At 60.1% G+C, this 23,686-nt stretch carries 20 protein-coding genes and 1 pseudogene; 6 read left to right on the forward strand and 15 right to left on the reverse strand.

Annotated features, from left to right (window positions below; all coding sequences use genetic code 11):
- Positions 1-22: 22 nt before the first annotated feature.
- The 6 genes from AC1DKH_RS20310 to AC1DKH_RS20335 all read left to right on the forward strand — a co-directional run bounded on the left by AC1DKH_RS20310 (position 23) and on the right by AC1DKH_RS20335 (position 6,625).
- Positions 23-1,213 (forward strand): pyridoxal phosphate-dependent aminotransferase, encoded by a 1,191-nt coding sequence (locus AC1DKH_RS20310; RefSeq protein ID WP_477799087.1) that lies wholly within the window; start codon positions 23-25, stop codon positions 1,211-1,213.
- Positions 1,206-2,612, forward strand: coding sequence for an aldehyde dehydrogenase family protein (locus AC1DKH_RS20315; protein ID WP_477799088.1), 1,407 nt, complete (start codon positions 1,206-1,208; stop codon positions 2,610-2,612). Before AC1DKH_RS20310 ends, AC1DKH_RS20315 begins: the two co-directional genes overlap by 8 nt.
- Positions 2,613-2,699: 87 nt before the next feature.
- A complete protein-coding gene (locus AC1DKH_RS20320; RefSeq protein ID WP_477799089.1) occupies positions 2,700-3,401 on the forward strand; it encodes an NAD(P)H-dependent oxidoreductase in 702 nt (233 codons plus the stop codon).
- Between the two features lie 324 nt (positions 3,402-3,725).
- Complete coding sequence (locus AC1DKH_RS20325) at positions 3,726-4,028, forward strand: DUF6124 family protein (protein ID WP_477799090.1); 303 nt, start codon at positions 3,726-3,728, stop codon at positions 4,026-4,028.
- Positions 4,029-4,302: 274 nt separating this feature from the next.
- Positions 4,303-4,758, forward strand: a complete 456-nt coding sequence (locus AC1DKH_RS20330) for a hypothetical protein (protein ID WP_477753776.1) — start codon at positions 4,303-4,305, stop codon at positions 4,756-4,758.
- Positions 4,759-5,014: 256 nt separating this feature from the next.
- Positions 5,015-6,625 carry a mechanosensitive ion channel family protein gene (locus AC1DKH_RS20335; protein ID WP_477799091.1) on the forward strand — a complete coding sequence of 537 codons (1,611 nt, stop codon included), beginning with the start codon at positions 5,015-5,017 and terminating at the stop codon, positions 6,623-6,625.
- 50 nt (positions 6,626-6,675) lie between these two features.
- Here the strand turns inward: AC1DKH_RS20335 and AC1DKH_RS20340 are convergent, their stop codons facing one another.
- From AC1DKH_RS20340 to AC1DKH_RS20410, 15 genes and pseudogenes are all read right to left on the reverse strand, one after another.
- Positions 6,676-8,151 (reverse strand): family 16 glycosylhydrolase, encoded by a 1,476-nt coding sequence (locus tag AC1DKH_RS20340; protein ID WP_477799092.1) that lies wholly within the window; start codon positions 8,149-8,151, stop codon positions 6,676-6,678.
- Positions 8,152-8,190: 39 nt separating this feature from the next.
- Complete coding sequence (gene galE / locus AC1DKH_RS20345) at positions 8,191-9,243, reverse strand: UDP-glucose 4-epimerase GalE (protein ID WP_477799093.1); 1,053 nt, start codon at positions 9,241-9,243, stop codon at positions 8,191-8,193.
- A gap of 30 nt (positions 9,244-9,273) precedes the next feature.
- Positions 9,274-10,692: an oligosaccharide flippase family protein gene (locus tag AC1DKH_RS20350; RefSeq protein WP_477799094.1), complete on the reverse strand. Its 1,419-nt coding sequence runs from the start codon at positions 10,690-10,692 to the stop codon at positions 9,274-9,276.
- A gap of 13 nt (positions 10,693-10,705) precedes the next feature.
- On the reverse strand, positions 10,706-11,659 hold the full coding sequence (locus AC1DKH_RS20355; RefSeq protein WP_477799095.1) for a glycosyltransferase family 2 protein: 954 nt from the start codon (positions 11,657-11,659) through the stop codon (positions 10,706-10,708).
- Positions 11,653-12,972, reverse strand: coding sequence for an O-antigen ligase family protein (locus AC1DKH_RS20360; RefSeq protein WP_477799096.1), 1,320 nt, complete (start codon positions 12,970-12,972; stop codon positions 11,653-11,655). Before AC1DKH_RS20360 ends, AC1DKH_RS20355 begins: the two co-directional genes overlap by 7 nt.
- A complete protein-coding gene (locus AC1DKH_RS20365) occupies positions 12,969-14,081 on the reverse strand; it encodes a glycosyltransferase (RefSeq protein WP_477799097.1) in 1,113 nt (370 codons plus the stop codon). The genes AC1DKH_RS20360 and AC1DKH_RS20365 overlap by 4 nt, the downstream gene beginning before the upstream one ends.
- A complete protein-coding gene (locus tag AC1DKH_RS20370) occupies positions 14,078-15,154 on the reverse strand; it encodes a glycosyltransferase (protein WP_477760505.1) in 1,077 nt (358 codons plus the stop codon). Before AC1DKH_RS20370 ends, AC1DKH_RS20365 begins: the two co-directional genes overlap by 4 nt.
- A gap of 10 nt (positions 15,155-15,164) precedes the next feature.
- Positions 15,165-15,872, reverse strand: a complete 708-nt coding sequence (locus AC1DKH_RS20375) for a WecB/TagA/CpsF family glycosyltransferase (protein ID WP_477799098.1) — start codon at positions 15,870-15,872, stop codon at positions 15,165-15,167.
- Positions 15,873-15,979: 107 nt separating this feature from the next.
- Positions 15,980-16,078 (reverse strand): annotated as a pseudogene (locus AC1DKH_RS20380) (hypothetical protein); the annotation flags it as partial.
- Positions 16,079-16,125: 47 nt separating this feature from the next.
- Positions 16,126-17,517, reverse strand: coding sequence for an undecaprenyl-phosphate glucose phosphotransferase (locus tag AC1DKH_RS20385; protein WP_477755840.1), 1,392 nt, complete (start codon positions 17,515-17,517; stop codon positions 16,126-16,128).
- 124 nt (positions 17,518-17,641) lie between these two features.
- Positions 17,642-19,957, reverse strand: coding sequence for a GumC family protein (locus AC1DKH_RS20390; protein ID WP_477799099.1), 2,316 nt, complete (start codon positions 19,955-19,957; stop codon positions 17,642-17,644).
- 2 nt (positions 19,958-19,959) lie between these two features.
- Complete coding sequence (locus AC1DKH_RS20395) at positions 19,960-20,493, reverse strand: polysaccharide biosynthesis/export family protein (RefSeq protein WP_477799100.1); 534 nt, start codon at positions 20,491-20,493, stop codon at positions 19,960-19,962.
- 12 nt (positions 20,494-20,505) lie between these two features.
- The gene (locus AC1DKH_RS20400; protein ID WP_477799101.1) at positions 20,506-21,666 is read right to left on the reverse strand and encodes an outer membrane beta-barrel protein; all 1,161 of its coding nucleotides are present in this window, start codon (positions 21,664-21,666) and stop codon (positions 20,506-20,508) included.
- Between the two features lie 49 nt (positions 21,667-21,715).
- Positions 21,716-22,237, reverse strand: coding sequence for a transcription/translation regulatory transformer protein RfaH (gene rfaH / locus AC1DKH_RS20405; protein WP_477799102.1), 522 nt, complete (start codon positions 22,235-22,237; stop codon positions 21,716-21,718).
- 918 nt (positions 22,238-23,155) lie between these two features.
- Entirely contained in the window at positions 23,156-23,656 is a 501-nt protein-coding gene (locus tag AC1DKH_RS20410; protein ID WP_477799103.1) for an outer membrane beta-barrel protein, read from the reverse strand.
- Between the last annotated feature and the right edge of the window lie 30 nt (positions 23,657-23,686).

Raw genomic sequence — 23,686 nt, forward strand, 5'->3', positions numbered from 1 at the left:
TGCATATTAAGGGGATGAAGCCATGCGCTTTTCCGATCTGACTCAACGAATCGCCGGTGACGGCGCCGCCGCGTGGGATATTCACTACCGCGCCCTGGCGCTGCGCGAGCAGGGTGAAGACATTCTGCTGTTGTCCGTGGGCGACCCGGATTTCGACACGCCACAGCCCATCGTGCAGGGCGCCATCGACAGCCTGCTGAGCGGCAACACTCACTATGCCGAGGTGCGCGGCAAGCGTGCCTTGCGTGAAGCCATTGCCAGGCGTCATCAACAGCGCAGCGGCCAATCCGTTTCGGCCGATCAGGTCACCGTGCTGGCCGGGGCGCAATGTGCATTGTTCAGCGTGGCCCAATGCGTGCTCAATCCAGGTGACGAAGTGATCGTCGCCGAACCGATGTACGTCACCTACGAAGCGGTGTTCGGTGCCTGCGGTGCCGTGGTGGTGCCGGTGCCGGTGCACTCGGAAAACGGTTTCCGCGTGCTGCCCGAAGATGTCGCCGCGCGCATCACTCCGCGCACCCGGGCACTGGCACTGAACAGCCCGCACAACCCGTCCGGCGCGAGTCTGCCGCGCAGCACCTGGGCTGCCTTGGCTGAATTGTGCATCGGCCACGACCTGTGGCTGATTTCCGATGAGGTCTACAGCGACCTGCTGTTCGACGGCGAGCACGTCAGCCCGGCGAGCCTGCCGGGCATGGCCGAGCGCACCGCGACCCTCAACAGCCTGTCGAAATCCCACGCCATGACCGGCTGGCGCGTCGGCTGGGTGGTGGCGCCGCCATCCCTGGCCGCGCACCTGGAAAACCTCGCGTTGTGCATGCTCTACGGCTCGCCGGATTTCATTCAGGACGCCGCCGTGGTGGCCCTGGAAAGCAACCTGCCAGAGCTCGAAGCCATGCGCGAAGCCTATCGCCAGCGTCGTGATCTGGTGTGCGACAGCCTGGCCGATTGCCCCGGCGTGCGGCCGTTGAAACCCGATGGCGGGATGTTCGTGATGCTCGATATCCGCCAGACCGGGCTCAGCGCCCAAGCGTTTGCCGACCGTCTGCTGGATCGCCACGGCGTGTCGGTACTGGCTGGCGAGGCCTTTGGTCCGAGCGCGGCGGGGCATATTCGCCTCGGTCTGGTGGTCGGCGCCGAACCGCTGCGCGATGCCTGCCAGCGCATTGCCCGTTGTGCTCAAGAACTGATGGAGGCTCAGCTATATGCTTAACCACAAGGCGTTGTTTATTGATGGTCGCTGGCAGAAACCTTCGGGGCAGGGCATCGCCGAGGTGATCAACCCGGCCACCGGGCAAGTGTGCGGCAGCGTGCCGCTGGGTGATGAACTCGATGTCGAAAACGCCGTGGCGGCTGCACGCCGGGCCTTCGATTCATGGTCGCGCACGCCGTCCAGCGTGCGTGCGGGCTATATCCGTGCACTGGCCGATCAACTGCGCAAGCGTGCCGATGAGATGGCCTCGGTCATCACCATGGAGCTGGGCATGCCGGTGCAATGGTGCCGTTCGGTGCAGGTCGATGGGCCGATCACTGGCCTTGAGCAATACGTCGAACTGGCTCATCTCATGGACGAGGTGCGCGAAGTCGGCAATTCGCTGGTGATCCGCGAGGCCGTGGGTGTCTGCGCGTTCATCAACCCGTGGAATTACCCGCTGCACCAATTGATCGGCAAACTGGCCCCGGCACTGGCCGCCGGTTGCACCGTGGTGGTCAAACCGAGCCAGGAAACTCCGCTGCATGCCTTCCTGTTGGCGCAAATGATCGAGGACATCGGCCTGCCGGCCGGGGTGTTCAACCTGGTCAGCGGTCCGGGCTCGAAAGTCGGCGAAGCGCTGGCCAAGCACCCGGACGTGGACATGGTGTCGTTCACCGGATCCACCGGCGCCGGGGTTCGGGTTGCGCAAGCGGCGGCACCTTCGGTCAAGCGCGTGTGCCTGGAACTGGGCGGCAAGTCGCCGTTGCTGATCGCCGAGGATGCGGATCTGGCAGCGGCCGTGCGCTACGGCGTGCAGGACGTGATGATCAACTCCGGCCAGACCTGCACCGCGTTGACCCGCATGCTGCTGCCGGCCAGCCGCTACGCCGAGGCTGTGGAAGTGGCGCTGGCGCAAACCCTGAGCCTGCGCATGGGCGATCCCCTCGACCCGCAAAGCTTCCTCGGCCCGATGTGTTCGGCCGGGCAAAAACGCACCGTGCTCGACTACATCAAGGTTGGCCAGCAGGAAGGCGCTCGCCTGCTGTGCGGCGGTGACATGCCGGGGCGCGGCTTCCATGTCAGCCCGACGCTGTTCGCCGATGTCGACAACCGCATGCGCATTGCCCAGGAAGAAATCTTCGGCCCGGTGCTATGCCTGATTCCCTACACCGATGAGGCGCAAGCGATCCAGATCGCCAACGACTCGCCGTTCGGCTTGTCCAGTGGCGTGTGGGCCGGCAGTGCCGAACGCGCCTTGCACCTGGGACGGCAGATGCGCGCCGGTCAGTGCTTCCTCAACGGTGCGGCGTTCAATTATCAGGCGCCGTTCGGTGGCTACAAACAGTCGGGTAACGGTCGCGAATGGGGTGAGGAGGGGCTGAACGAGTTCGTCGAAGTGAAGGCGATCCAGGTGTGACGGTTGGCGACTCAAACTGTTCATCACCCACGATGTTGCGACTCCACACCTTCAACCGATACGCCGGAAAAAGTCTAAGGAACCACCATGAAAGTACTGATCGTCCACGCTCACCCGGAACCGCAATCCTTCACCGCCGCCCTGCGGGACCAGGCTGTCGCCACCCTCGAAGCCCAGGGCCACGAGGTGCAGGTCAGCGACCTGTACAAAATGAACTGGAACCCGGTGGCCAGTGACGCAGACTTCTCGAATCGGGAAAACCCCGAGTACCTGGTCTATGCCCTGGAACAACGCCTGGGCGTGAAGAGCCAGTCGCTGGCGCCGGACATCCAGGCCGAGCTGGACAAACTGCTGTGGGCCGACCTGCTGATCCTCAACTTCCCGATCTTCTGGTTCTCCACCCCGGCGATGCTCAAGGGCTGGATCGACCGGGTGCTGGTGTCCGGCATCTGCTACGGCGGAAAACGCTTTTACGATCAGGGCGGATTGGCTGGGAAGAAGGCACTGGTGACCGTGACCCTGGGCGGGCGCGAACACATGTTCGGCGAAGGCGCGATTCATGGCCCGCTGGAGGACATGCTGCGGCCGATCCTGCGTGGCACGTTGGCGTACGTCGGGTTCGATGTGCTGGAACCGTTCGTGGCCTGGCATGTGCCGTACATCAGCGACGAAGCGCGCCAGCAATTTCTGGTTGATTACGGCCAGCGGCTGCAGCATCTGAGTGATGATCAGCCGTTGGTGTTTCCGAAGTTGGCGCAGTTTGATGACAAGCTCTATCCACTGACCTGATCAACACCCCGAACCTTGTAGGAGCTGGCTTGCCAGCGAAAGCGGTCCTTCAGCCAACAAGTGTTTGCCTGACACACTGCCTTCGCTGGCAAGCCAGCTCCTACAGGGGATTGTATGGGCTGTCTGAATCGGGGGTGTTTATGGGTTGTTTGACGGCTGTCAGCGTTACTTCCCGCAAGCTACAGCGGCTTGCGTCATTGCCTACAGCTACGCCAGAATCCGCCGGCTTGTGCGTCTTGGGGGCGGGTTCTATCGTAGGCCGGTCGCTGGAAAACAACAGCGATCGGGTTTGGTAGCCCGGAGTCTGGCGCGCAACGACACATCATGTCCCAAAAACTCCACGAAGCCGCCGAGCGCGCCCTCGATCATTACCTCGACCCCGGCCCCGGCATCATGGCCACGCCGCGTAAACCCAGTTCCATGTTCATCGTCAATCCCGAACTGAATGTCGAGACCTTGCTGGTGCATGCCTGTGAATCGCTGGCGTCGGCCAATGTCATGGCCACCGATCTGGTGGATCATCTGGAAGGAACCAGCCGCAATGCGCTGCTCGGCATTGCGCAGGTGATCATGCTCGGCGAACTGGCGGTGAACCGGGCGCTGGATCAACTCGATCCGCCTGAATAACCACAAATCTCCAGATCACCGATAGACCTGTAGGAGCTGGCTTGCCAGCGAAAGCGGTGTGTCAGTCGACGTCTATTTTGTCTGACACGCCGCCATCGCGAGCAGGCTCACTCCTACACAACACCCACCGCTTGTTCGGAAGTCCTTCTCAGCGGAGCCATTGAACTACACTTTTCAGTTGCTCCACCCGATCGGCAGGCGACGCATGGCGTCGCTTGCCGCCGCCAGTCGACCCAAAGGCTTGCCCGTTGTGGCAAGCCTGTCGGAGGTCATCATGAAAAGGTTGTCACCCATCAGTCTGTGCCTTGCCTTGTCGGTTCTCAGTGCCCCGGGATGGGCGCAATCGGTGGTGCCGATGAAAGGGCAAAGTTCGCAACAAACCCAGGCCGACATCAACGAATGCAACAGCATCGCCGCCAGCCAAAGCGCCTCGACGGCTTCCACGCCTTCCGGCGGGAGGGTCAAGGGTGCCGCTGTGGGGGCCGCCGCTGGCGCAACGGCTGCCCAGGTACGCGGCAATCAGCATGACGAGGCTTATGACCGCGTCGACGATGACACGAAACAGGACTATCGCCAGAACCGCGCCAAGTCGACGGCAGCGGCCGGCGCTGTGGTCGGTGGTTCACGTCAACGCCAGGAACGCCGGGCGGATGCGAAAACCACCCAGACGAATACCGCGTCGGCCTACAGCAGCTGTTTGCAGGGCAAGGGTTATCAGGTCAACCCTTGAGTCAGGTACGGAACACACTGTAGGAGCGAGCTTGCTCGCGATGGTCGTCAACGATAACGCTGGTTGGCAGGTGCCCCGCGGTGCTCTCCGGTTTATCGCGAGCAAGCTCGCTCCTACAGGATCCCCGAGCTCGCTGTTTCAAGGAAGCAGGCGGATAAGGAAACTGCCTGTAGCTCTAATCTGACAACCGTTCATCGGTGGACTACGCTGCGATACGTACCCTCGATCTGAATTTTGTGACGTAAGGATCCGACACATGCGGAGCAGGCTGCTCGCTGTAATGGTTACTGTTTTCGGGATGTTTTGGTCGGTGCAACTGTGGGCCGAGGATGCACCTAAAGCGGTTGATGCTCCCGTCGAATTGAAAGTGGCCAACCGCAGCATCATGGTATTTCGCGCGACCCTCCTCGGTGAAGCCCCGGCCTCGCGGGTCAAACGGGCGAAAGTGGTGATCGGTGAGGCGCTGGATGACGCCGACGACCTCAATGTCACCCTCGACCCGATCATGAAAAGCTACATGGTGCTGCTGGGTAGCCGGCGCGCCTTTATCGTTTCGCCCAAGGACTTCGACGAGACCGAATACGACTCGGTACAGCAGGCCGCGGAAGCCGCGGCTGACAGGCTGCGCCAGGTCGTGGCCGAAACCCGGGAAGCCCGTAGCCTGCAATTGATCCTGCGTTCCGTAGTCGCCGCGTTGCTCGCCACCGGCATTTACATCGCTCTGCTGTACGGCATGATGTTTTTGCGGCGCAGAGTGCTGAAGAAACTGCCCGAACTGATGCATCGGCACACCCAGGCCCTGAAAGTCGGAAAAGTTCCGCTCGTCGACGCCAATTACCTGTATCCCTTGGTCAGCCGCCTGCTGGAGCTGGTGCGCTGGATCGTCGTCGCGCTGTTTACGTACGAATGGCTGGGCTTTGTCCTGTCACGCTTTCCCTATACCCGTCCCTGGGGCGAAAGCCTGAATAACTATCTGTTGGAACTCGGCGGCTATCTGCTGCAAGGGATCGTCGGTGCCATACCCGGGCTGGGCGTGGCGCTGGCGATCTTCTTTATCGCCCGCGGCGCAACCGCGTTCATGCGGCGGATACTGCGGCGCATGGCTGCACCGGGAACCGTCAGCTGGCTGAACCATGAAACCCTGCAACCGACCCAACGCCTGACGTCCCTGGCGATCTGGCTGTTTGCTCTGGCCATGGCCTATCCGTACCTGCCGGGTGCTGGCACCGATGCATTCAAAGGCTTGTCGGTGCTGATCGGCCTGATGATTTCCCTGGGCGCCACCAGCGTGGTGGGCCAGGCGGCGGCGGGGTTGATCCTGACCTACACCCGTACCCTGCGCCCCGGCGAATTTGTGCGCATTGGCGACTACGAAGGCACGGTTACCGAACTGGGCATGTTTACCACCAGCATTCGCACCGGCCTGGGCGAGGTGCTGACCCTGCCCAATTCGATGATCACCGGTACCGTCACCAAGAACTACTCGCGTGTAGTGCAAGGCCCTGGCTACGTGGTCGACACCGTCGTGACCATCGGCTACGACACGCCGTGGCGGCAGGTGGAGGCGATGTTGCTGGAGGCCGCAAAACGCACGCCGGGGATTCTCGAAGTGCCGCCGGCCCAGGTGTTCCAGACGGCATTGTCGGACTTCTACCCGGAATACCGGCTGGTGGCCCAGGCCATTCCCAGCCAGCCTCGGCCGCGAGCGGTGTTGCTGAGCATGCTGCACGCCAACATCCAGGATGTATTCAACGAGTACGGCGTGCAGATCATGTCGCCGCACTACCTGGGCGATCCGCAACAGGAAAAGTGGGTGCCCAGGGACAAGTGGTACCCGGCTCCTGCGCAAAAATCGAAGGAATCCTGATTCCGCCTGGAAGGGCGTACTGCGGGAGCAAAGGCACACATCAGCGCCGGTTACTGGCCTCGGTGCCATACCTTTAAGTAATCGATTGTGAAGGTGGAGGGCAGGTCAGCGTCGTCCACGACGCCGAACCATTTCCAGAAGGCCTCACTGTCAAACACGACTTGCATCGGGAAGTGCCAGTGGGTGTTTTTCGATTCCCTGACCAGCACGCCATCGACGTACCAGCGCAGGGTGTCGGGTTGCCAGTCGAACCCGTAGACATGAAAGGTGCTGGCCAGGCGCCAGGGCGCGGTCCAGGTGCTGCCATTGGCCAGATGTTCGCTGCTTTGCGGCGTGGCCCATACATGGGCGTTCATGTTGTACAGTCGGTCGAAAGCGCCGTTTCCGGTTTTGCCGCCGATTTCGAAGATATCGATTTCGGTGGCGTTTTCGGGCAGCCCCGTCCAGGCCAGCCAGAATGCGCTGGAACCGGCGGAATTCATCGGTTTGGCTCGGGCCTCGTAGTAACCGTACAACCTCCGCTCATTGGTATGCACCATCGCCGAGCTGTAATCCTTGAAGCCCAGTTTCGTGTACTTCTGCGGCAAGGTTTGCTTGCGGAACACGATGTCGAGATTGCCGTTGTCGACGCTGGCATTTTCCGGCATGAACAGGGCCGGTTTGCGCCCCAGCGAGTCGCTGCCCGTGCCGTTGTTGACGTACCAGCGATCACGGTCAAGGGTGTTGCCGTTGAAGTCGTCGGACAGTTGCGCGTCCAGCACCCAACGCCCGGCATTGGCCTGATCCGACAGCGGCAGGCTGGCATGGGTTTGCTGAGGCACCGGGCCCAGTGGGCCCGCCCGGGTCCAGACATCCGCTTGGCCGGGGATGGTCACCGCCCATTTGTTCGCCAGGTATTCGAACACCTCCCGGCGCTCTTTCTGGGTGATCAGCGGGCGGTCGTAAACCAGCACTTCAGCGATGTCGCCACGCAAGACTTCGGTGGTACCCACCACGTTCCGCGCCACGGCATAGGGGCCGATGGGCACATCATGGAGTTCCAGAAAATCCAGGGTTGGCGCGAAGGCTGTGCTCTTTTCCACGCTGAGTGCAAAGTTCGGCGCCACGTTGTCGTTATCGGCAAGCCGCGGGCGCGAGCTGAACTGGCGCTGCCAGGTGTCGCCGCCGGCCTGTTCGGGCAGCCGGCGGGACACCAGAAACACCGTGGCCGGGCCCTTTGCCACACGAATTTGTTTGCCGACGAATGCCGAAACGCCACTGAAACGCACCACGGCGTTGCCGTTGAGCGCGTTGTCGACGCGCAGCGGCAGTGACGTGGCGTTCGGGTTGTCGACGCTCGCATGGTTGGACTTGCCCGACTTGTCATGCCAGCGCAGGACCCGGTTTTGCCGGTCCAGGGACATCGTTGACCGATCGGCGCCGTCCAGCCACAGGACCAGGCCATCGGTCGCCGGGCGCGCGGGCGTCGCCTGGGCACAACAGGCCATCGCGGCCAGCAGCAAAACCAGCCAGCATTCCCTGAGCATGTGAGCCCCCTGAAAGAGCGTGGAGGAGTGACGCGCCGGTCACCTGGCAAAGGCGGCCGACAACTCGACAGCGGGGCGGTAGCCGTAGGGATTGCTCAATTGCCAACGCCAGCTGTCCTGGATCATCTGCGCGAGGTCACGCCGGGCGCACCAGCCCAGGTCGTGCCGGGCCTTGCTGGCATCGGCCCAGCACTGGGCAATATCGCCGGCCCGGCGCGGGGCGATCTGGAACGGAATGCTGACGCCGGTGACGTCTTCGAAACTGTGGATCATCTGCAGCACGCTATAGCCGATCCCGGTGCCGAGGTTCCAGATGTGAATGCCGCCAGCACCGTGCAGCACCTGCAAGGCCTTGAGATGCCCTTCGGCGAGGTCGACCACGTGGATGTAGTCCCGCACGCAGGTGCCGTCGACGGTGGGGTAGTCATTGCCAAACACCGTCAGCTCGGGGATTCGGCCAATCGCCACTTGGGTCAGGCAGGGCAACAGGTTATTCGGCCGACCGTTGGGGTCTTCGCCGATCAGGCCGCTTTGGTGGGCGCCAATCGGGTTGAAGTAGCGCAACAGGGCGATGCTCCAGCGCGGTTCGGAGAGGGCAAGGTCAGTGAGCAACTGCTCGACCATGAGCTTTGAGCGACCATAGGGGCTGGCCGGAATGCCGGTGCCCGATGCCTCGACGATGGGCGTGTGCGCCGGTTCGCCGTAGACCGTCGCCGAGGAACTGAACACCAGTTTGAACACATTGAAGCGCGCCATGACCTCACACAGGTTAAGGGTGCCCACTACGTTGTTGGCGTAATACTCCAGGGGATGACACACGCTGTTGGCCACGGACTTGAGGCCGGCAAAATGCACCACCGCGTCAATTTCGTATTGGCTGAAGAGGCTTTCGAGCAAGGCCGTATCGCGGATGTCGCCTTCAATGAAGCGGACCTGGGCATGGGCCAGGTGCTCCAGGCGCTCGATGGACTCGTGGCAACTGTTGCACAGGTTATCCAGCACCAGCACATGTTGGCCGGCGTCGATGAGGGTCAACGCGGTGTGGGAGCCTATGTAGCCGGCCCCGCCCGTGATCAGCGTGGTTTTAGGCATTTTGGGCGTTCCTGTTTCAAGAAGTCAGGGTCAGCGGGCGGTGAAAACCAACTTGAATTCCTGCGGCCAGCGCGGGTGCAACACGCTATAGGCCAGCGCATAGGTCAGGGCACCGATGGCGATGTTGCAGGCCAGGTGCAAGACGCCTTGCAAGGGCAGGTGCGCAGAAGCGGTCAGCACCACAACCGCCATGACCAGCGAGGCGATCACGCTGCGGTAACCGGACTCGATGAACACGCCCCAGCCGTAACCGATGGCGGTGTTCAGTCCGCGAATTTGCAACGGCGTGATGAGCAGCATGCGCACCAGCAAGGCCAGTGCAGCGCCCATGCCGCCGCAGGTCGGGCCCAGCATATAAACCAGCCCGAGGGCGAGCAGGGCGGTGCTCACCTCGGCCTTGAGGGTGACGCGGGTGTGGTTGACCGCCACCAGCGCCGTGGTGGCGTACATGGCAAGGTTGCCGATGGCTGCGGTGATCGCCAGCACTTGCAGCATGGGAATGGCGTCGGCCCATTTGGCGCCGAAGATCAACAGGACGATATCCTCGGCCGTCAGCGCAATCCCCAGGAAAAACGGCGTGAGCAGAAAACCGCTGATCACCGTCGAGTCGCTGATGATCCCGATCAGTCGCGGCGGGTCGCTGCTGCGCCGGGCGAACACCGGCAAGGCATAGCTCATCAGTCCGTTGTAGATCGCCGAGCGCGGCAGATCGATGATGCGCATGGCCAGGTTGAACATGCCCACCGCATGGGCCCCGGCGGTCATGCCCAGCACCACGTTGACGCCACGTTGCAGGGTTTGTGCGCTCAGCGCATTGATCGCCACCGGGGTTCCGGTCTTGAGCAGTTCCCGCAGGAAAGGCCCGTCAATGTACAAAGCGATGCGCCGCCGGTCCCCGTTCATCAGCACCACGACGCAGACAAACTCCATGATCAGCGCCTGGGCGATCACCGCCCACGGGCCGAACCCCCAGAGCGCCACGACAATCCCGCCGACGCCGCCGACGATTTTCCCCAGCAACGTACGCGACGCCAGCCTCTTGAAGTTGCTGGTGCGGCGCATTTCCACGACATACACACGCGCTATCATGGTGAACAGAATCTTTACCGAGGCCACCGCCATCATCCATTGCAGTGCCGGCGAGCGCGTGTACAACATGGCCGCCAGGGAGATGACGCCGATGGACACGAGGCTGATCAGCACGGCAAACCAGAACGCCGTGCTGATGTGCTTGTCTTCCAGGCGCTCGGCCCGTACCAGCGGGTCTTCCAGTACCGACGAATAAAGCAGTCCGACCATTTCGACAATCGCGATGATCACCGTGCCCACGCCCAGCTCCGTGGGCGTGAGCAGCCTCGCGTAGACGACAAAGGTGATCATCGACAGGAAAATCAGGCCGAATTTCTCGGTGAAGATCCAGATCAGGGTAACCAGACGCTGGTTGGCCATGGCGGGCACCGGTTCAATGAGCGGTGGTTGACTCGGCGGTCCGGCCCAGGGTTCTGGCGCGGGCATAGAGGTAACGCAAGGTCGGTTTACCCCGGGCGAAAATCAGTGCCTGCCAGGAACACGCCAGCATGCGCCGGTACACGTTGATCACCTCGGCATGTTCACCGAAGCGGGAAAAGGCACAGAGGAAATCCGCGAGGTTGCCCAGCTCGAAATCGATCCGTTGTTGCTGGCTCAACTGCGCACCATAACGGGCGAGGAACAGCTCGATGAACCTGAGTTTGTGCGAGAAGTACTTTTTCGGTTGGGCGGTGATGTTGCCGCCGTTGACCGTCCGCCGCGCCAGGGTTTGCGGCACCGTGTGGATTTCCCAGTGTTCGGCGATCCGGGCCCACATCATGCGGTCCTCGGAATAGCGCAGGCTGGCTTCGAAGCCGCCGAGTTGTGTGAGCAAATCTCGGCGGATCAGCACGGTGGAGACGCCATTGACAATGTTGCAGCGGATGAAATCATGGAAGTGCATGCCGCTCTTGTAGCGATCTTCCACAAACCGGGTGCCGTCGCTGTATTCAATCAGCACGTTGCAATCAATCAGCCCCACGGGCCGTCCCTGACGAAGCAGGTCGTCATACAGCGCCAGTTGCTTTTCGAGCTTTTGCGGATGCCATTGGTCATCGGCATCGAGAAACGCCACCAGGCTTTCTTCCGTGTGCCGCAAGCCATGGTTGCGGGCGCTGGCCGGGCCTTCATTGGCCTGATGCAACAACGTCAGGCGAAACGGCGCGGCGAAATCCTTGACCCGTTGCGGTCCGTCATCACTCGACCCATCGTCGATGACAATGACGTGATCGGGCAGTCGGGTCTGGTCGGTCAACGAGCCCAGCGTCTGTTCGATACTGTCGGCACCGTTGTACATCGGGATCACGACGCACACTGAATGCACCGAAGAGGGGCTTGGCTCTAGCACGAGGTTTTCTCCTTGGGATACATCTTCGCCGGCCCACGGTAGTAGGCCCGGCCTGTTGTCGGTGACAGGTGCGGACGAGTCGCGTGATGGTGCCGAAACGAAAGGGCCAGGGTGCAGAACACCAGGAACTCGGCGCTGCGGTAGTTGGGAATCACGTACGCCACGTAGTTGGAGACGATGAACAGTCCGATGATCACCAGGGCACAGGCGCGCACCTGAGCCGACTGCGCGGAGGTGATCGCCCGGTACTGTTTGATCAAGGCTTCGACAAACAGCAGCATCAGCGCCGCGAGTTGAATCACGCCGCCGTTGAGCAGGGTTTCCAGGTAGCCGCTGTGGGCATTGCCGATGTAGCCCCAGCGCTTGATAAAGACCTCGGCATCGTTGCTGGTCCAGAACGCGCCATAGCCGTAGCCCTTCAGGAACCTGTCATCGATGAGCGGCGTGAGCAGTTCCCAGATCAGCGTGCGGTCGGTGAGTGACGAGTCCCGCCCGAGCAGGTTCAGCATCAACGTGTAATTGCCGTACAAAAACACGCAGATCAGGGCATAAACCAGTGTGGCGCCGAAGAACGCCATCATCGAACGGTTGACGCGCAACCGTACCAGCGTGAGGAAATACCCGTAGCTCGCCGCGCCAGCCACGATCAGGGCAATGGCGGTGGCGGACTGGGCCAGCCCGATGGCAATCAGCGAGAACAGTGCACACAGGATGGCCAGCAGGTTGCGTTGCCTGATCGCCGGCAGCAGCAACAGGATGCCGATGGCATTGAGCCGGGCGCCGGCGTTTTTCTCGGCAAAGATCCCTTTGAAGGCGCCGTCGCGAATACCGCCGGTAATGAACGCGATATCGGGGTTGATCACGGCAAAAATCAGCCCCATCAACGCCACGGCACCGATGACGCAGCCGAGCATGAGGGCGATTTTTTCGATGCGGTAGTTGTAGGCAATGAACCCTGCGAAGCACACCACACTGATCATCGCGATATAACGCTTGAAGCTCAGTATCGGATCGTCGGACCAACTGATCGATGCCGCCACGCAGACCAGGAACACCAGAAAAAAGAAGTTGCCGCGGTAAAAACTCTTGCTCAGGAACACCTTGTGGTGCACGAACAGGAACAACGGCACCAGCAAGGTGATCAGGCCGCACACCTGATTGAGCACGTTGCCTTCGAGGTCTTTTCCGATACCGTCCAGGGTCGCCACATTGCCCAGGCCGAGAAAGAACGACGTCACCTGGAAATAAAACAACAGGCCAAACAGCGTGAAGGCATCGCGCAGCGTGGAATACCTGATTTCCAGTTTGTTCATGACGACTGGCTCCCAAGCAGTGCAGCGAGGTAAGTCTGTACGGCGCGGCCGCTCATGAAACGGGCGGCGGCATCGATGCGGACCTGGCGATGCCGGTCCCTGGGCCGGGTCAATTCAATACCGATGGCCTGGGCCAGTGCTTGGGGGTCATCAACGTTCACCAGCGGAGCCACCACGCCATCTTCGAGAATGTCCTGCGGGCCGTAAGGGCAGCGAGTCGAGACCACCGGTGTGCCGGTCGACAGCGCTTCGACCAGGGCGTTGGGGCTGCCCTCGAAGCGTGACGACAGGACAAAACAATCGGCGGCGGCGACTTGTGCCATGGGTCGATCGGCATAGCCCGGCAGATCGAAGCGGTCCGCCACGCCGAGGCGGGTGGCCAGTTCAAGCAGCTCGGCCCTGAGCCCGCCCTCACCGAAAATGATCAGCCGGGCGTTGCGATACGGTAATCGGGCGAACGCCTCGACCAGGGTGTCAAAGCCCTTCTGCGGTGCCAGGCGACCCACGGCGACAATCACCGGGGTGGTTTTTTCCTGAAGCCAGCGATGCGTCGGACTGCCCGGTGGCTTGTCGCGAAAGTCATTATCCAGTACCGGATTGTCGGCAATGGTGACGTCCTGCGCGCGGGCGACAGTGGTCTCGACGAGGTCCTCGGCCACGCCGCGCGAGACGCAGATCACCGGGTTGGGAATCAGCCGGTACAGCAACGGCGCCAACCAGTAAGCCAGGCGTACACGCAATGAAGGATTGACGTGTTTATCCCGGGAAAACGCATTGCGCTCGCTGACATGCAATTGTGCCAGTGTCCCCGACAGCGTAGCGGCGGCAATGGCCACCACGTTGACGTGGGTAAGGGCGGCCAGTTGTGCGTCGAAGCGGTTCTGGCGCAGAAAACTGGCCAGCGCCGGCACCGCGCTGGCACTGCGGGCACTGTGCAATTCCACCTGTTTGACCCGAGGATCGACCAGCGCCACGTTGACACCGCCGCCGGTGAGCATCAGCAACGTCACGTCATTGCCGGCGTCAACCAGCGCACCGGCCAGGCGTGCCATCATTTTTTCGGCCCCGCCTGCGCTGAGGTCGTGCAGGATGATCAGCAACCGTTTCATCGATCCCACACCTCGTAGTAAGCCCGTGCGGCGTGCTCGCTGGTGTAGGGGCGCACGGTTTTGGCCATTGATCTTGCGCTGTGTGCCTTGAAACACAGGCTTTGCTGCAGCGCTTGCGCCAGGTCGGGCACATCGTTGACTCTCACCAGTTGGCCAAGGCGCCCGTTGTCGAGCAGCTCTCGAGGGCCGGTGGGACAGTCGCTGGCGAGCACGGGTGTACCGAGCGCCAGTGCCTCGATCAACACGGTGGGCTGGCCTTCAAAAAAAGAACTGAGGATCAACAGGCGTGCATGGCGGATCAGCGGGTAGGGGTTGTTCACGTGGCCGGTAAAGTGCACCCGGTTGGCAATGCCCAGTTTCCGCGCCTGAGCGATCAGTTCTTCGCGCAACGGGCCGTCACCGGCAATCACCAGATCGGGTACGTCCGGGTTGTGGATCACCAGGGCATAGGCCTGGAGCATCAAATGAAAGCCCTTGACCTCGACCAGCCGACCCACGCCGATCCAGTATTCGTGGGGCAAGCCGTTGGGCAGTGGCGCCCGGGAGGCGTTGTGCAGTTGTTCGGTGACCACCGCGTTGGGGCAATAGCGGATGCGTTCACGCCCCCAGGGCATCAGACGGGCAATGGTCTGTTGCAGGTCATGGGACACGGCCACCACCTTGCCGCTGCCGCAAAGGTACAGGGCATAGAGCAGGCGCAGGCTGTGGACACCGGTTTTCTGTTCCGTGCAATCCAGGGCCGTGTGCCGGGTGTAGATGACCTGGCAACGGCTGCCGAGGGTGGCCACCCAGGTACACAGGTTGGCTTGTTCCTTGGCGCTGATCAGGTGAGTCACGCTTTCACGGCGAATGATCCGGCGCAGCAGCACAATAGACTTGATCAGGCCCAGGAGACCGTTACCGCCGCCGTCGAGGATTCGCGCCCCTGCTACATCCGGTGTTTCGCCGTTCATGACGAAAAAGCTCACACGCTGCCCATCCTTGAGAAACTGCCCGGCCAGGCGTTGCTGGACACACTCGATGCCACCGCCGAGCTTGAAATCCTTGAGAGTGAACATAATGTGCACGGCCATTCTCCGGCGCTCAGGGCGTAGTGATGTTGATCGCGACTTTGTGGCACAGGATCATCGCCGCCAGTTGCAGAAAGTTGCCGGGGTAGTCGACCAGGTAACGCCTGATCGTGTGCGGCTCGCGGTACATGCGATAGAACGCCCGCAAGTGCAGGCGATTGATTGCTTCGGGGTAATAGACACCGTTGGTCATCGCTTCCTGACGAATGAAACCGCCGCAGGTAAACGCCACACCGGTGAAGCCGGCATTCAGTGCGCTTAGCACGAAGCGCTCTTGCAACCCGGCGCCCAGGCCCACGATCAGGATGTTGGCCCGACCCAGGCGAATGTCCGCCTGGATGGCCGCCGCCTGAGGCGCATCGAAGTAACCGTGGTGATAACCGGCAATCGGCAGCCGTGGGTAGCGTGTCTGCAGTTTGCGGATGAACAGTTCCAGCTCGGATTGCGTGGCGCCGACGATGTACACCCGCTTGCCCTGTTGTTCTGCGTCGCTGAACACCGGTCCGGCAATCGAGGTGAAGTCGAAACTGACCCGCGCGATGGATCGCCCGGTGACTTGCGACATGAAACTCGACATCAGCATGCCGTCGCAAAAGTAGGCGATGGCATCAGGCGGGTGCTGGAAAAAACTGCCGATCGACGCGAAGTTGATAAAGGAAAACGCTTTGTTGGCCTCGAGCAGGGCCGGCGAATACTGGCCGATCAAATCCAGCCGGATCATGGCCCGTCTCCCGGTGCCACCAGCGGTCGAGGCGGGCGGCCCACCGACACATAGGTGAAGCCGCGTTTGCTCAGGCGCTGCGGGTTGTACAGGTTGCGTCCGTCAACGGCGTCGACGTCCACGCACATCACGGTGTGACCGACCTCGGCCGTCGCGGCGCCTTGTACAAGCCCCGCATAACCAATGCCAAATACACTCATATTCATGGGAAAACCTCCGTTTTCGTGGGGCCGATCCAGGATCGGCCACGAAGTCAGTAGATGTTTTTCGAGAACAAGGTGAAGGGCGTCTTGAGCAGAATCTTGATGTCCAGCCACAGTGACCACTGGTTGATGTAGTTGAGGTCCTGGGCAACCCGCAGCTGCATCTTCTCCAGGGTTTCGGTTTCGCCCCGATGGCCGGTGATCTGCGCCAGCCCCGTGATGCCTGGCTTGAGGCGGTGACGGGCCATGTAGGCGCGGACTTTGCCGGTGTAATAGATGTTGTGCGTGACCGCATGCGGACGCGGGCCGACCAGGGCCATTTGCCCGAACAGCACGTTGAACAGTTGCGGCAGTTCATCGATGGAGCTGCGGCGCAGAAAGCGCCCCAACGGTGTGACGCGGTCATCGTCCCGGGTGGCCTGGCGGACCTCGCCCTCATCGTGAACGCGCATCGAACGGAACTTCCACACCTTGAACACCTGGCCGTCGCAGCCGTGGCGGTTCTGCTTGAACAACACCGGGCCCGGCGATGTCAGCTTGACCGCCAGCGCCACACTCAGCAGTAACGGGCTGAGCAGCATCAGGGCCACGGCGGACAGGCTGCGCTCGAACAGGTCTTTGCAAAACAGGCTGCCGGGGTGGGAGTTGATCAGGCTTTCGTTGAGGTAGATGGCGGGCATCCGCTCGATCTCCGAGATCGAGTGGTTGAGCAGCACCATGCTGCCGAAATCGGGAATCCAGACCACGTCGACGTTCATGTCCAGCAAGTCGATGTACAGCGCTTCGATGGTCGCGGCCTCCGCCATCGGCAACACGATGTAGACCCGGCGCACTTCCATGCGCGTGATGAGTTCCCGTATGTCTTCGACGTGACCCAGCAGCGGCAGAATGCTGGGGGCGGGGCCATGATGGTCTTTCGCGGCGATGAACCCCAACAGTAGCGCGCGATTGGGTCTGCTCAGTTTCTTGGCCAGCTCATGGGCGGTCGGACAGGTGCCAATGATCACCGAGCGACGTTCGTTGAAGATCATCCGCGAATACAGCCGGGCAAAGTAGTGCAAGGGCAGGAAACTGGCTGCCTGGACGAGGAACCCGGCGAAGGCCCAGACGATGATCACCTGTCGCGAAAACAGGGCGCTGGTCTGGGTGAGGAAGGCAATGCTGATCAGCACCGCCAGCAGGATCAGCCAGCCGGCCAACAACCGACTGAGCCCGACCAACAGGCCATGACGCTTGTGGTAGACCTGCATGAGGCTGTAGATCGGCACCGAACCGAGGACGGTCAGAATGATCAGGACGCGGTACTCGGGGGTCAGGGTGCCGACGCGCATCTGTACCAGCAGTATCAGCAACAGGTTGACCAGAGTGATCGCACTCAACCATTGGCACCAGAAGGTCACGCCACGGCGATGTGCCATTTGAGCGGTATATAGCGAAGTCATCGGCTCAATCTCCAGGCATGGGTAGTCATTCGAAGCCGTTTGTGAACGTCACGGCTTTGATACGCGCGCTGGTAGTGAGGTAATGCTGGTGGTGAGGTAATGCAGCTAAGGCCGCTGCCCGTTGTTACCGGGGGGCGAAGTCATAGTCGTAGAGGGATTTCAAGTGGTTGTGGCCGTACTTGCGCGCCTTGCGCAGGTCGACCTGGTTGAGCACCACCCCAAACACCGGCGCATGGCTCTGCTGCAGCATCGCCAGGCTTTTTTGCACCTGCTCGACCGGTGTGCTGTCGGCTTTCACCACATAGATCACCGCATTGCAATGCTGGGCCAGCAACAGCGCATCACTGACCATCTCGGCGGGTGGTGAATCGATGATGATGTGCCGGTAGCGCAATTTGAGCACTTCGAGCATGCGCGCCACCCGCGGCGAACTGAGCAGGTCCTGCGCCGGTGGTTGGCGCAGCGAGTCGAGCGGATCGTTTGGCGAAGGCAGGCGAGGGGTGTTGAACATGTCCATCGAGGGCCGCGAGACACTCCCGGCCGGCAGCATGTCGAGATTGCCCACGGTGCAGATGCAGTCTTCAAGGAGTGCGGTGCTGGCGATCACATCGGCGAACCCCGGGCTGTCCGGCGGAAAGTCGAAGTTCAACGACAACGTCGGCTGGCGCAAATCGGCATCGATCAACAGCACCCGTTCCAGTGGTGCCAGCGAGGAGGCGAGGTTATTGGCGATGGTGCTTTTCCCCTCGCCCGGTGCGGTCGAGGTAATCAGCACCACCTGCGAAGGTTCTTCTGTTCTCTGCAGCATCAGCCAGGTCCGCAGATTGCGGATTGTCTCGGAGAATCGCGGGTTGTCGTTGTCTTCGAACAGACGCGCCAGTTGCCGGCGACTTTTCTTCATGACCAGCGGAACCACGCTGAGCAATGGCACGTTGAGAATGCTTTCGATGCTGTCCTCAGTCCTGAAGGTATTGCTCAAAGTTTCGAACAGGAAGGCCAGCGCGACGCCGATGATCGATGCGACCACCGCGACAATCGCCACAATCAAGGTTTTGTGCGGCTTGCTGGGTTCCAGCGGTGTGATCGCCGGATCGACGACGCGGGCCTTGGCAGAGTCCATGTCGGAGGTGGCGGCGGTTTCCTTCAGGCGGGTGAGGAACGTTTCGTACAGCGCACGGGAGCTGTCGACTTCCCGTTGGTACTCGCGCAGCTGGAACTCTTTACGTGAAATGTTCTGGATCTGCGCCTTGTTGGTGTTGAAGGATTTCTGCAGGGCACCTTCGCTGGCCACCGCCAATTGATATTGGCGCTCGATGCCAGCCACCACTTGCTGTACTTGCAGGCGCAAGCTGGTTTGCGCTGTATGCAATTCCGATTGAGCGGAGATCAGCGCCGGGTGTTTCGAACCATAGCGTCCGGACAGCTGCTCGACCTTGGCTTGCGCCTTGGCCACCTCCGCCTGAAATTGCTGGATCAACGGGTTGCTCAACACCGCCGGTACACTGGACAGCCGGCTCATGTCGCCGTTGGTCAATGACTGGGCCTGACGGTACTGGCTTTCGGCTTCCGCCCGATTGCGCCGGGCGTCGATCATGCGATTGCCGGTCATTTGCAGTTCGTTGGCACTGATCGTTGCCACGCCGTCGACATCCACCAACCCTTGCTCTTCCCGATAGCCTTGCAGCTTGTCCTCGGCGGCGCGCAGGTTGTTGCGCAACTCCACCAGGCGGGTGTTCATCCAGCTGGTGGTGTTTTGCGAGGACTTCAGGCTGGTGTCGAGCTGGCTGTCGATGTAGCTCTGGGCCAGCGCGTTGGCTGCTGCCGCCGCGAGATCAGGGTCGGGTAACTCGACGGCAATTTCGATCAGTTGGCTCTTGCCGACAAACTTGACGGTGGTCTGCAGCATGAGGTTTTGCGTGACTTCATTGAACACGTCCGCTTCAGTGGGCGCGGGTTTCTCCGGGGGCAAAAAAGCCAGCCAGGGCAACCATTGGCCGGCATTGAGATCGTTTAACCATTGACGAGGTTTGAACCAGGTTTGCGTATGCTGGCGCGGATCGGTGATCGGGTTGGTGGTGAGCCCGAGTTTCCTCACCACCCGTTCTGCCAGGTCCCGAGATTGCAGGAGCGCCTGCTGGGTCTGCAGATAGTCTGCGGTGGACGACGCGCCAGAGTCGGAGACTTGCTGGAAGGTCAGCACTGGCGGCGTTTTTTCCTTGATCAACATCGTGGTGCTGCCCAGGTACTGTGGCGTGATGAAGGACAATGCCGCCACCGCAAGGGCGCAACAAAGCACCACAAACCAGGCGATGTTCCATTTGGCGAGCCAGAGGACCCTCCACAGTTCGAGCAGATCAAGGGTGTCCGACTCTTCGCTGTGCTGCGGGCGCAGATGCGCCTGGAGCGGACGTTCGACGTAGGTGCTAGGGCTATTGTCCATGATTAGAAAAAGCCTTGTGCAATGGAAATGGTGTCACCGGGGGAAATTACGGTGGTCTTGGAAATGTTGTCTTCAAGCGCCGGGCCGCCGTCGCCACGCAGGATGGTCACGCGTTTCATCGAAGCGCGTTCGGTCAGGCCGCCACCCAAGGCAATGGCTTTTTCCAGGGTCAGGCCCGGCACGAAGGCGTAGCTGCCAGGTTTTTTCACCTCGCCGTTGATGTAGAAGGGCCGGTATTCGATTTGGCTGATGCTGACTTTCGGGTCGATCAGGTAGCCTTGCTTGAGCCCGTCGACGATCTTTCTCTCGACCTGGTTCGGGGTCAGCCCCTTGGCGACGATTTCGCCCAGGAACGGGTAGGAAAACGTCCCGGCATCGTTGAGTCGGACTTTCTTGATGCTCAATCCCGGCTCCCCGAACACGGTGATGCGCAACACATCACCCGCGGCCAGTTTGTATTCGGTGGAGGGATCTGCTGCCTGGGTGACGGGAGCGAGCAACAGCCATATCAACAAACCAAACAGGCGCCGGTTCATGTGCATGTCCTCTTACAGGCTGACGTTGAAACCGAGCTGAAACACATTGCGCAAGAAGCTTTCGTTGTCGGCATCGGAGTTGTTATCGCGCAATCGATAACTCAGATCGATGTCCAGCCAGCGACGCATCTGGTAGATCACCGCAAGGTTGTAGTCTTGAAGCTTGTCGGTACGGTTTTCACCTTCGTAGACGTAGTGCCCATAACCGGCCTGCGCGACGGTGGTGATTCGTTCGGTCCAGCCATGGCGCCAGCCGATCTGGGTGAAGGTCGCCTTGACGGCGTCTGAACCATCGTCACCTTCAGCCAGTGCCTGGCGGGCCAGGAAGGTGAAGGTCGAATAGGTGCGGGGTTTCCATTGAAGGTCAATTTGCCAGGTCGGATTACTCAGATCGCTGGAAGTGCTTTCATCGAAGTTCTTGCGCTCATACCCGACCCGAACCTTGCCGGAGGTGCGCGCGGTAAAGTCCCATTGGGCACCGGTCAGTACGGCATCGGATTTACTACTGCGCGGACTGTTGGACTGCAGGTAATCGAAGCGAGTGTGATCGTATTCAATCAAGCCGCGGGTATTGCTGCCGATCCGGTGGTACCAGGTCGTGGTGAGACCGGTGGTGTTGCGTTCTTTGTCGTCGTTTATGCCGTCGCTATTGTCGTAGCGCCGTTGCGCGTAATTGGCGCCGACGTCTATCTGGTTGTCGGCGGTTTTGGCACCGTAGGTGTAGACGCCCCCCACGCGCTTGTCGTTGAGTTTGTCGTTGATACCTTCGACCGCGGTTGAAGTCGTTCGCTCGAACTTATGGTATTCGGCGTCGAGTTTCAGGCGGTGGCGGTCGGTGAACTCCATGATGCTGTCGGCCCGCAGGCGCTGCCCGGTGCTCGATGCATCGGACTGCGAATGATAGATGTTGCGGGTCGGTTGCCAGGTAAGCCGGGTGGCGCTGTTGCGGTCTTCCGCCTTGAGCTCGAAGGAAGGTGCAATCCTGGTCACCATCGAGGACTGGACGTTATGCTCGACCTCTCGAATGTTGTCGTCGTAACTTTCCGACAAACCGAAAGTGGGAATGAACTGGAATCCGTAAATATCAATGGATTGCGGGTCAATACTCCAGGCAATGCCGGGATACAGGGAGACCACGAGCAATGCAAAAGGGCGGTGCGGCTTGAGGGGCATATCGTTATTCCCGAGAAGTGAATAAGCCCGGCTGTTTTTGCTTGTGTCGTTACGAACGTTGTCGCTCCAGATCACTGAGCGGGACGCAGACTTGCTGCTGCCGGTTCAAGAACTGTAGCAGGAGCATGACCCGTTCAGCCCCCAGCATTGACATAAACACACCTTCGAGCGGCGCCAGCGGGCCGTGGACGATTTGCAGCATTTCCCCGGGCTCGATTGCCTTGCAGTCATGCAATTTATCCAGCGATTGAATACTGCGCAAACGCAAGTGCTCGATGACCTCGTCGGCCACTTCTGCGGGGACATGGTTGAATTCAACGATACGGCTCACGCCGCGGGTAGAGCGTATGGGCGCCCAGTGGTCACTGCGACTCAGCTGGACGAAGAGATACCCTGGAAACAGGGACTCCAGCACCCGGTGCCGCTTGCCGCGAACCAGGCGTTCACTCACGTGTAGAGGGCGATACGTGATGTAGTCTTGTTGCTGCAGGTTGAGCTGGGCCCTTTCGTCCTGTCGGGGTTTGCATTGCAGTAGATACCAATGAGCGTCATTGGGGTTATTGGTCAACATTCTGGAGAGCTCCGTACATAGCTTGTTTTTAAGCACGGCGGGCCTGATCAGTCGGGGGGAGACACCGTCGTGCTCGCTAGTAGGTAGTAAAGTAGGCCAACGAGGCCTTAAAAAATGATCCCAGAGCGTCATGTTCATTGTTGGCAGTTGCAGGTGTTTCAGAAGTGAGCTTATATGTGTTTCAAAAGTGAGCTTATATGTTTCAAGTTTGAAGCAGTTCGGCGCGATATATGTATATTTGTATATAGAATGAAAGCGCTTAAACTTTTTTTGGGCTAAAGCTACCGCACGGTTCGCACTTGGCGCCCTAGTAAGTAATAGTGTATCACGTGTTGCCCTGGATATGCGGATATCAGATGCTGCTGCACCTTGGAATATTCACCTGTCCGAGATGCAGTTATCGACCACTCTAAGCGGTCTGTCAAACATAAGAAGTCAAAAAGCATACCTTTTATCGATTTGTGTACGGACTGCTTGTAATTGATTGTTTTTGTTTGAAAATCGTTTTTTTTGTCGGAAAAATTAAACTTTCAGTGATATCGATAGTCTGTCGGGGCTAGTGCACTTGTACTATTGAGTTGAAGTGGTGCCAGTGTATTTGTTAATCATTCTATTTTGCACGTGCTGTATGGTATGTTGCGTACATTTGGCGCGCTTTTGGTGCACAACTTATGGTTGGAGTGCGTAAAAGCCCCGTGATGCTTCATTTATTCAAGGGTGGTTTCTGTTTGATGGCAATTTGAAATGTGCCAAAATTTGAGTGTGTCGCTATTTCTTTATACGTTGTAGTTACAAGAGTCTTGATGCTTTGGCAGTCGGACTTAATGTGCGAAGTAATCGTGGGGCAGGCAGGGCGAGGGAAGAGTGTCGCACAGAGTGCGATGAGCGACCGGGGAAGGTCGCTCAGTTGCAGCGGTATTAAAAAAGGATATAGGCGGATGCGGTCGTCTGATTCAGGTTGATCTCTCCGACCTCCAGAACTTCGTATTCAGCACGCAGGCCGATGTTGCGAAAGACATCGACCTCCAGGCCGACACCGTAGGTCAGATCAACCCCGGTATCGTCGTCGGTGGCATTGCCGTCGGCGTCCCAGGCGTGAGCACCGACACTGCCGAATACCCGCATCCGATCGCCCAGCGGAAAGCCGAGATGGGCGGCAGCCTGAGCCGATTTGCCTTCGAAATCGACATTCTTGTCCTTGAATTGACCGAGATCGACGTAGGCCCCCTCGAAGGCCAGGTAACTATTGACGCGATACCCGGCATAAACCTTGTAGCTGGTGTCGTCGTCGTCCAGTCTGGATTCGTCGGTCTGAATGCTGCTTACGCCAGCTCCAAGATATAAACCTTTGTCATCAGCGAGCGCCTGAAAAGACAGCAACGATAGCAGTGAAGCGAAGCCAAGGTTTCGAAGTCGCATGTGTGGTGGAGTCCTTGTACAGGTTTGTCA

This window comes from Pseudomonas sp. 05L36, from assembly GCF_056398125.1.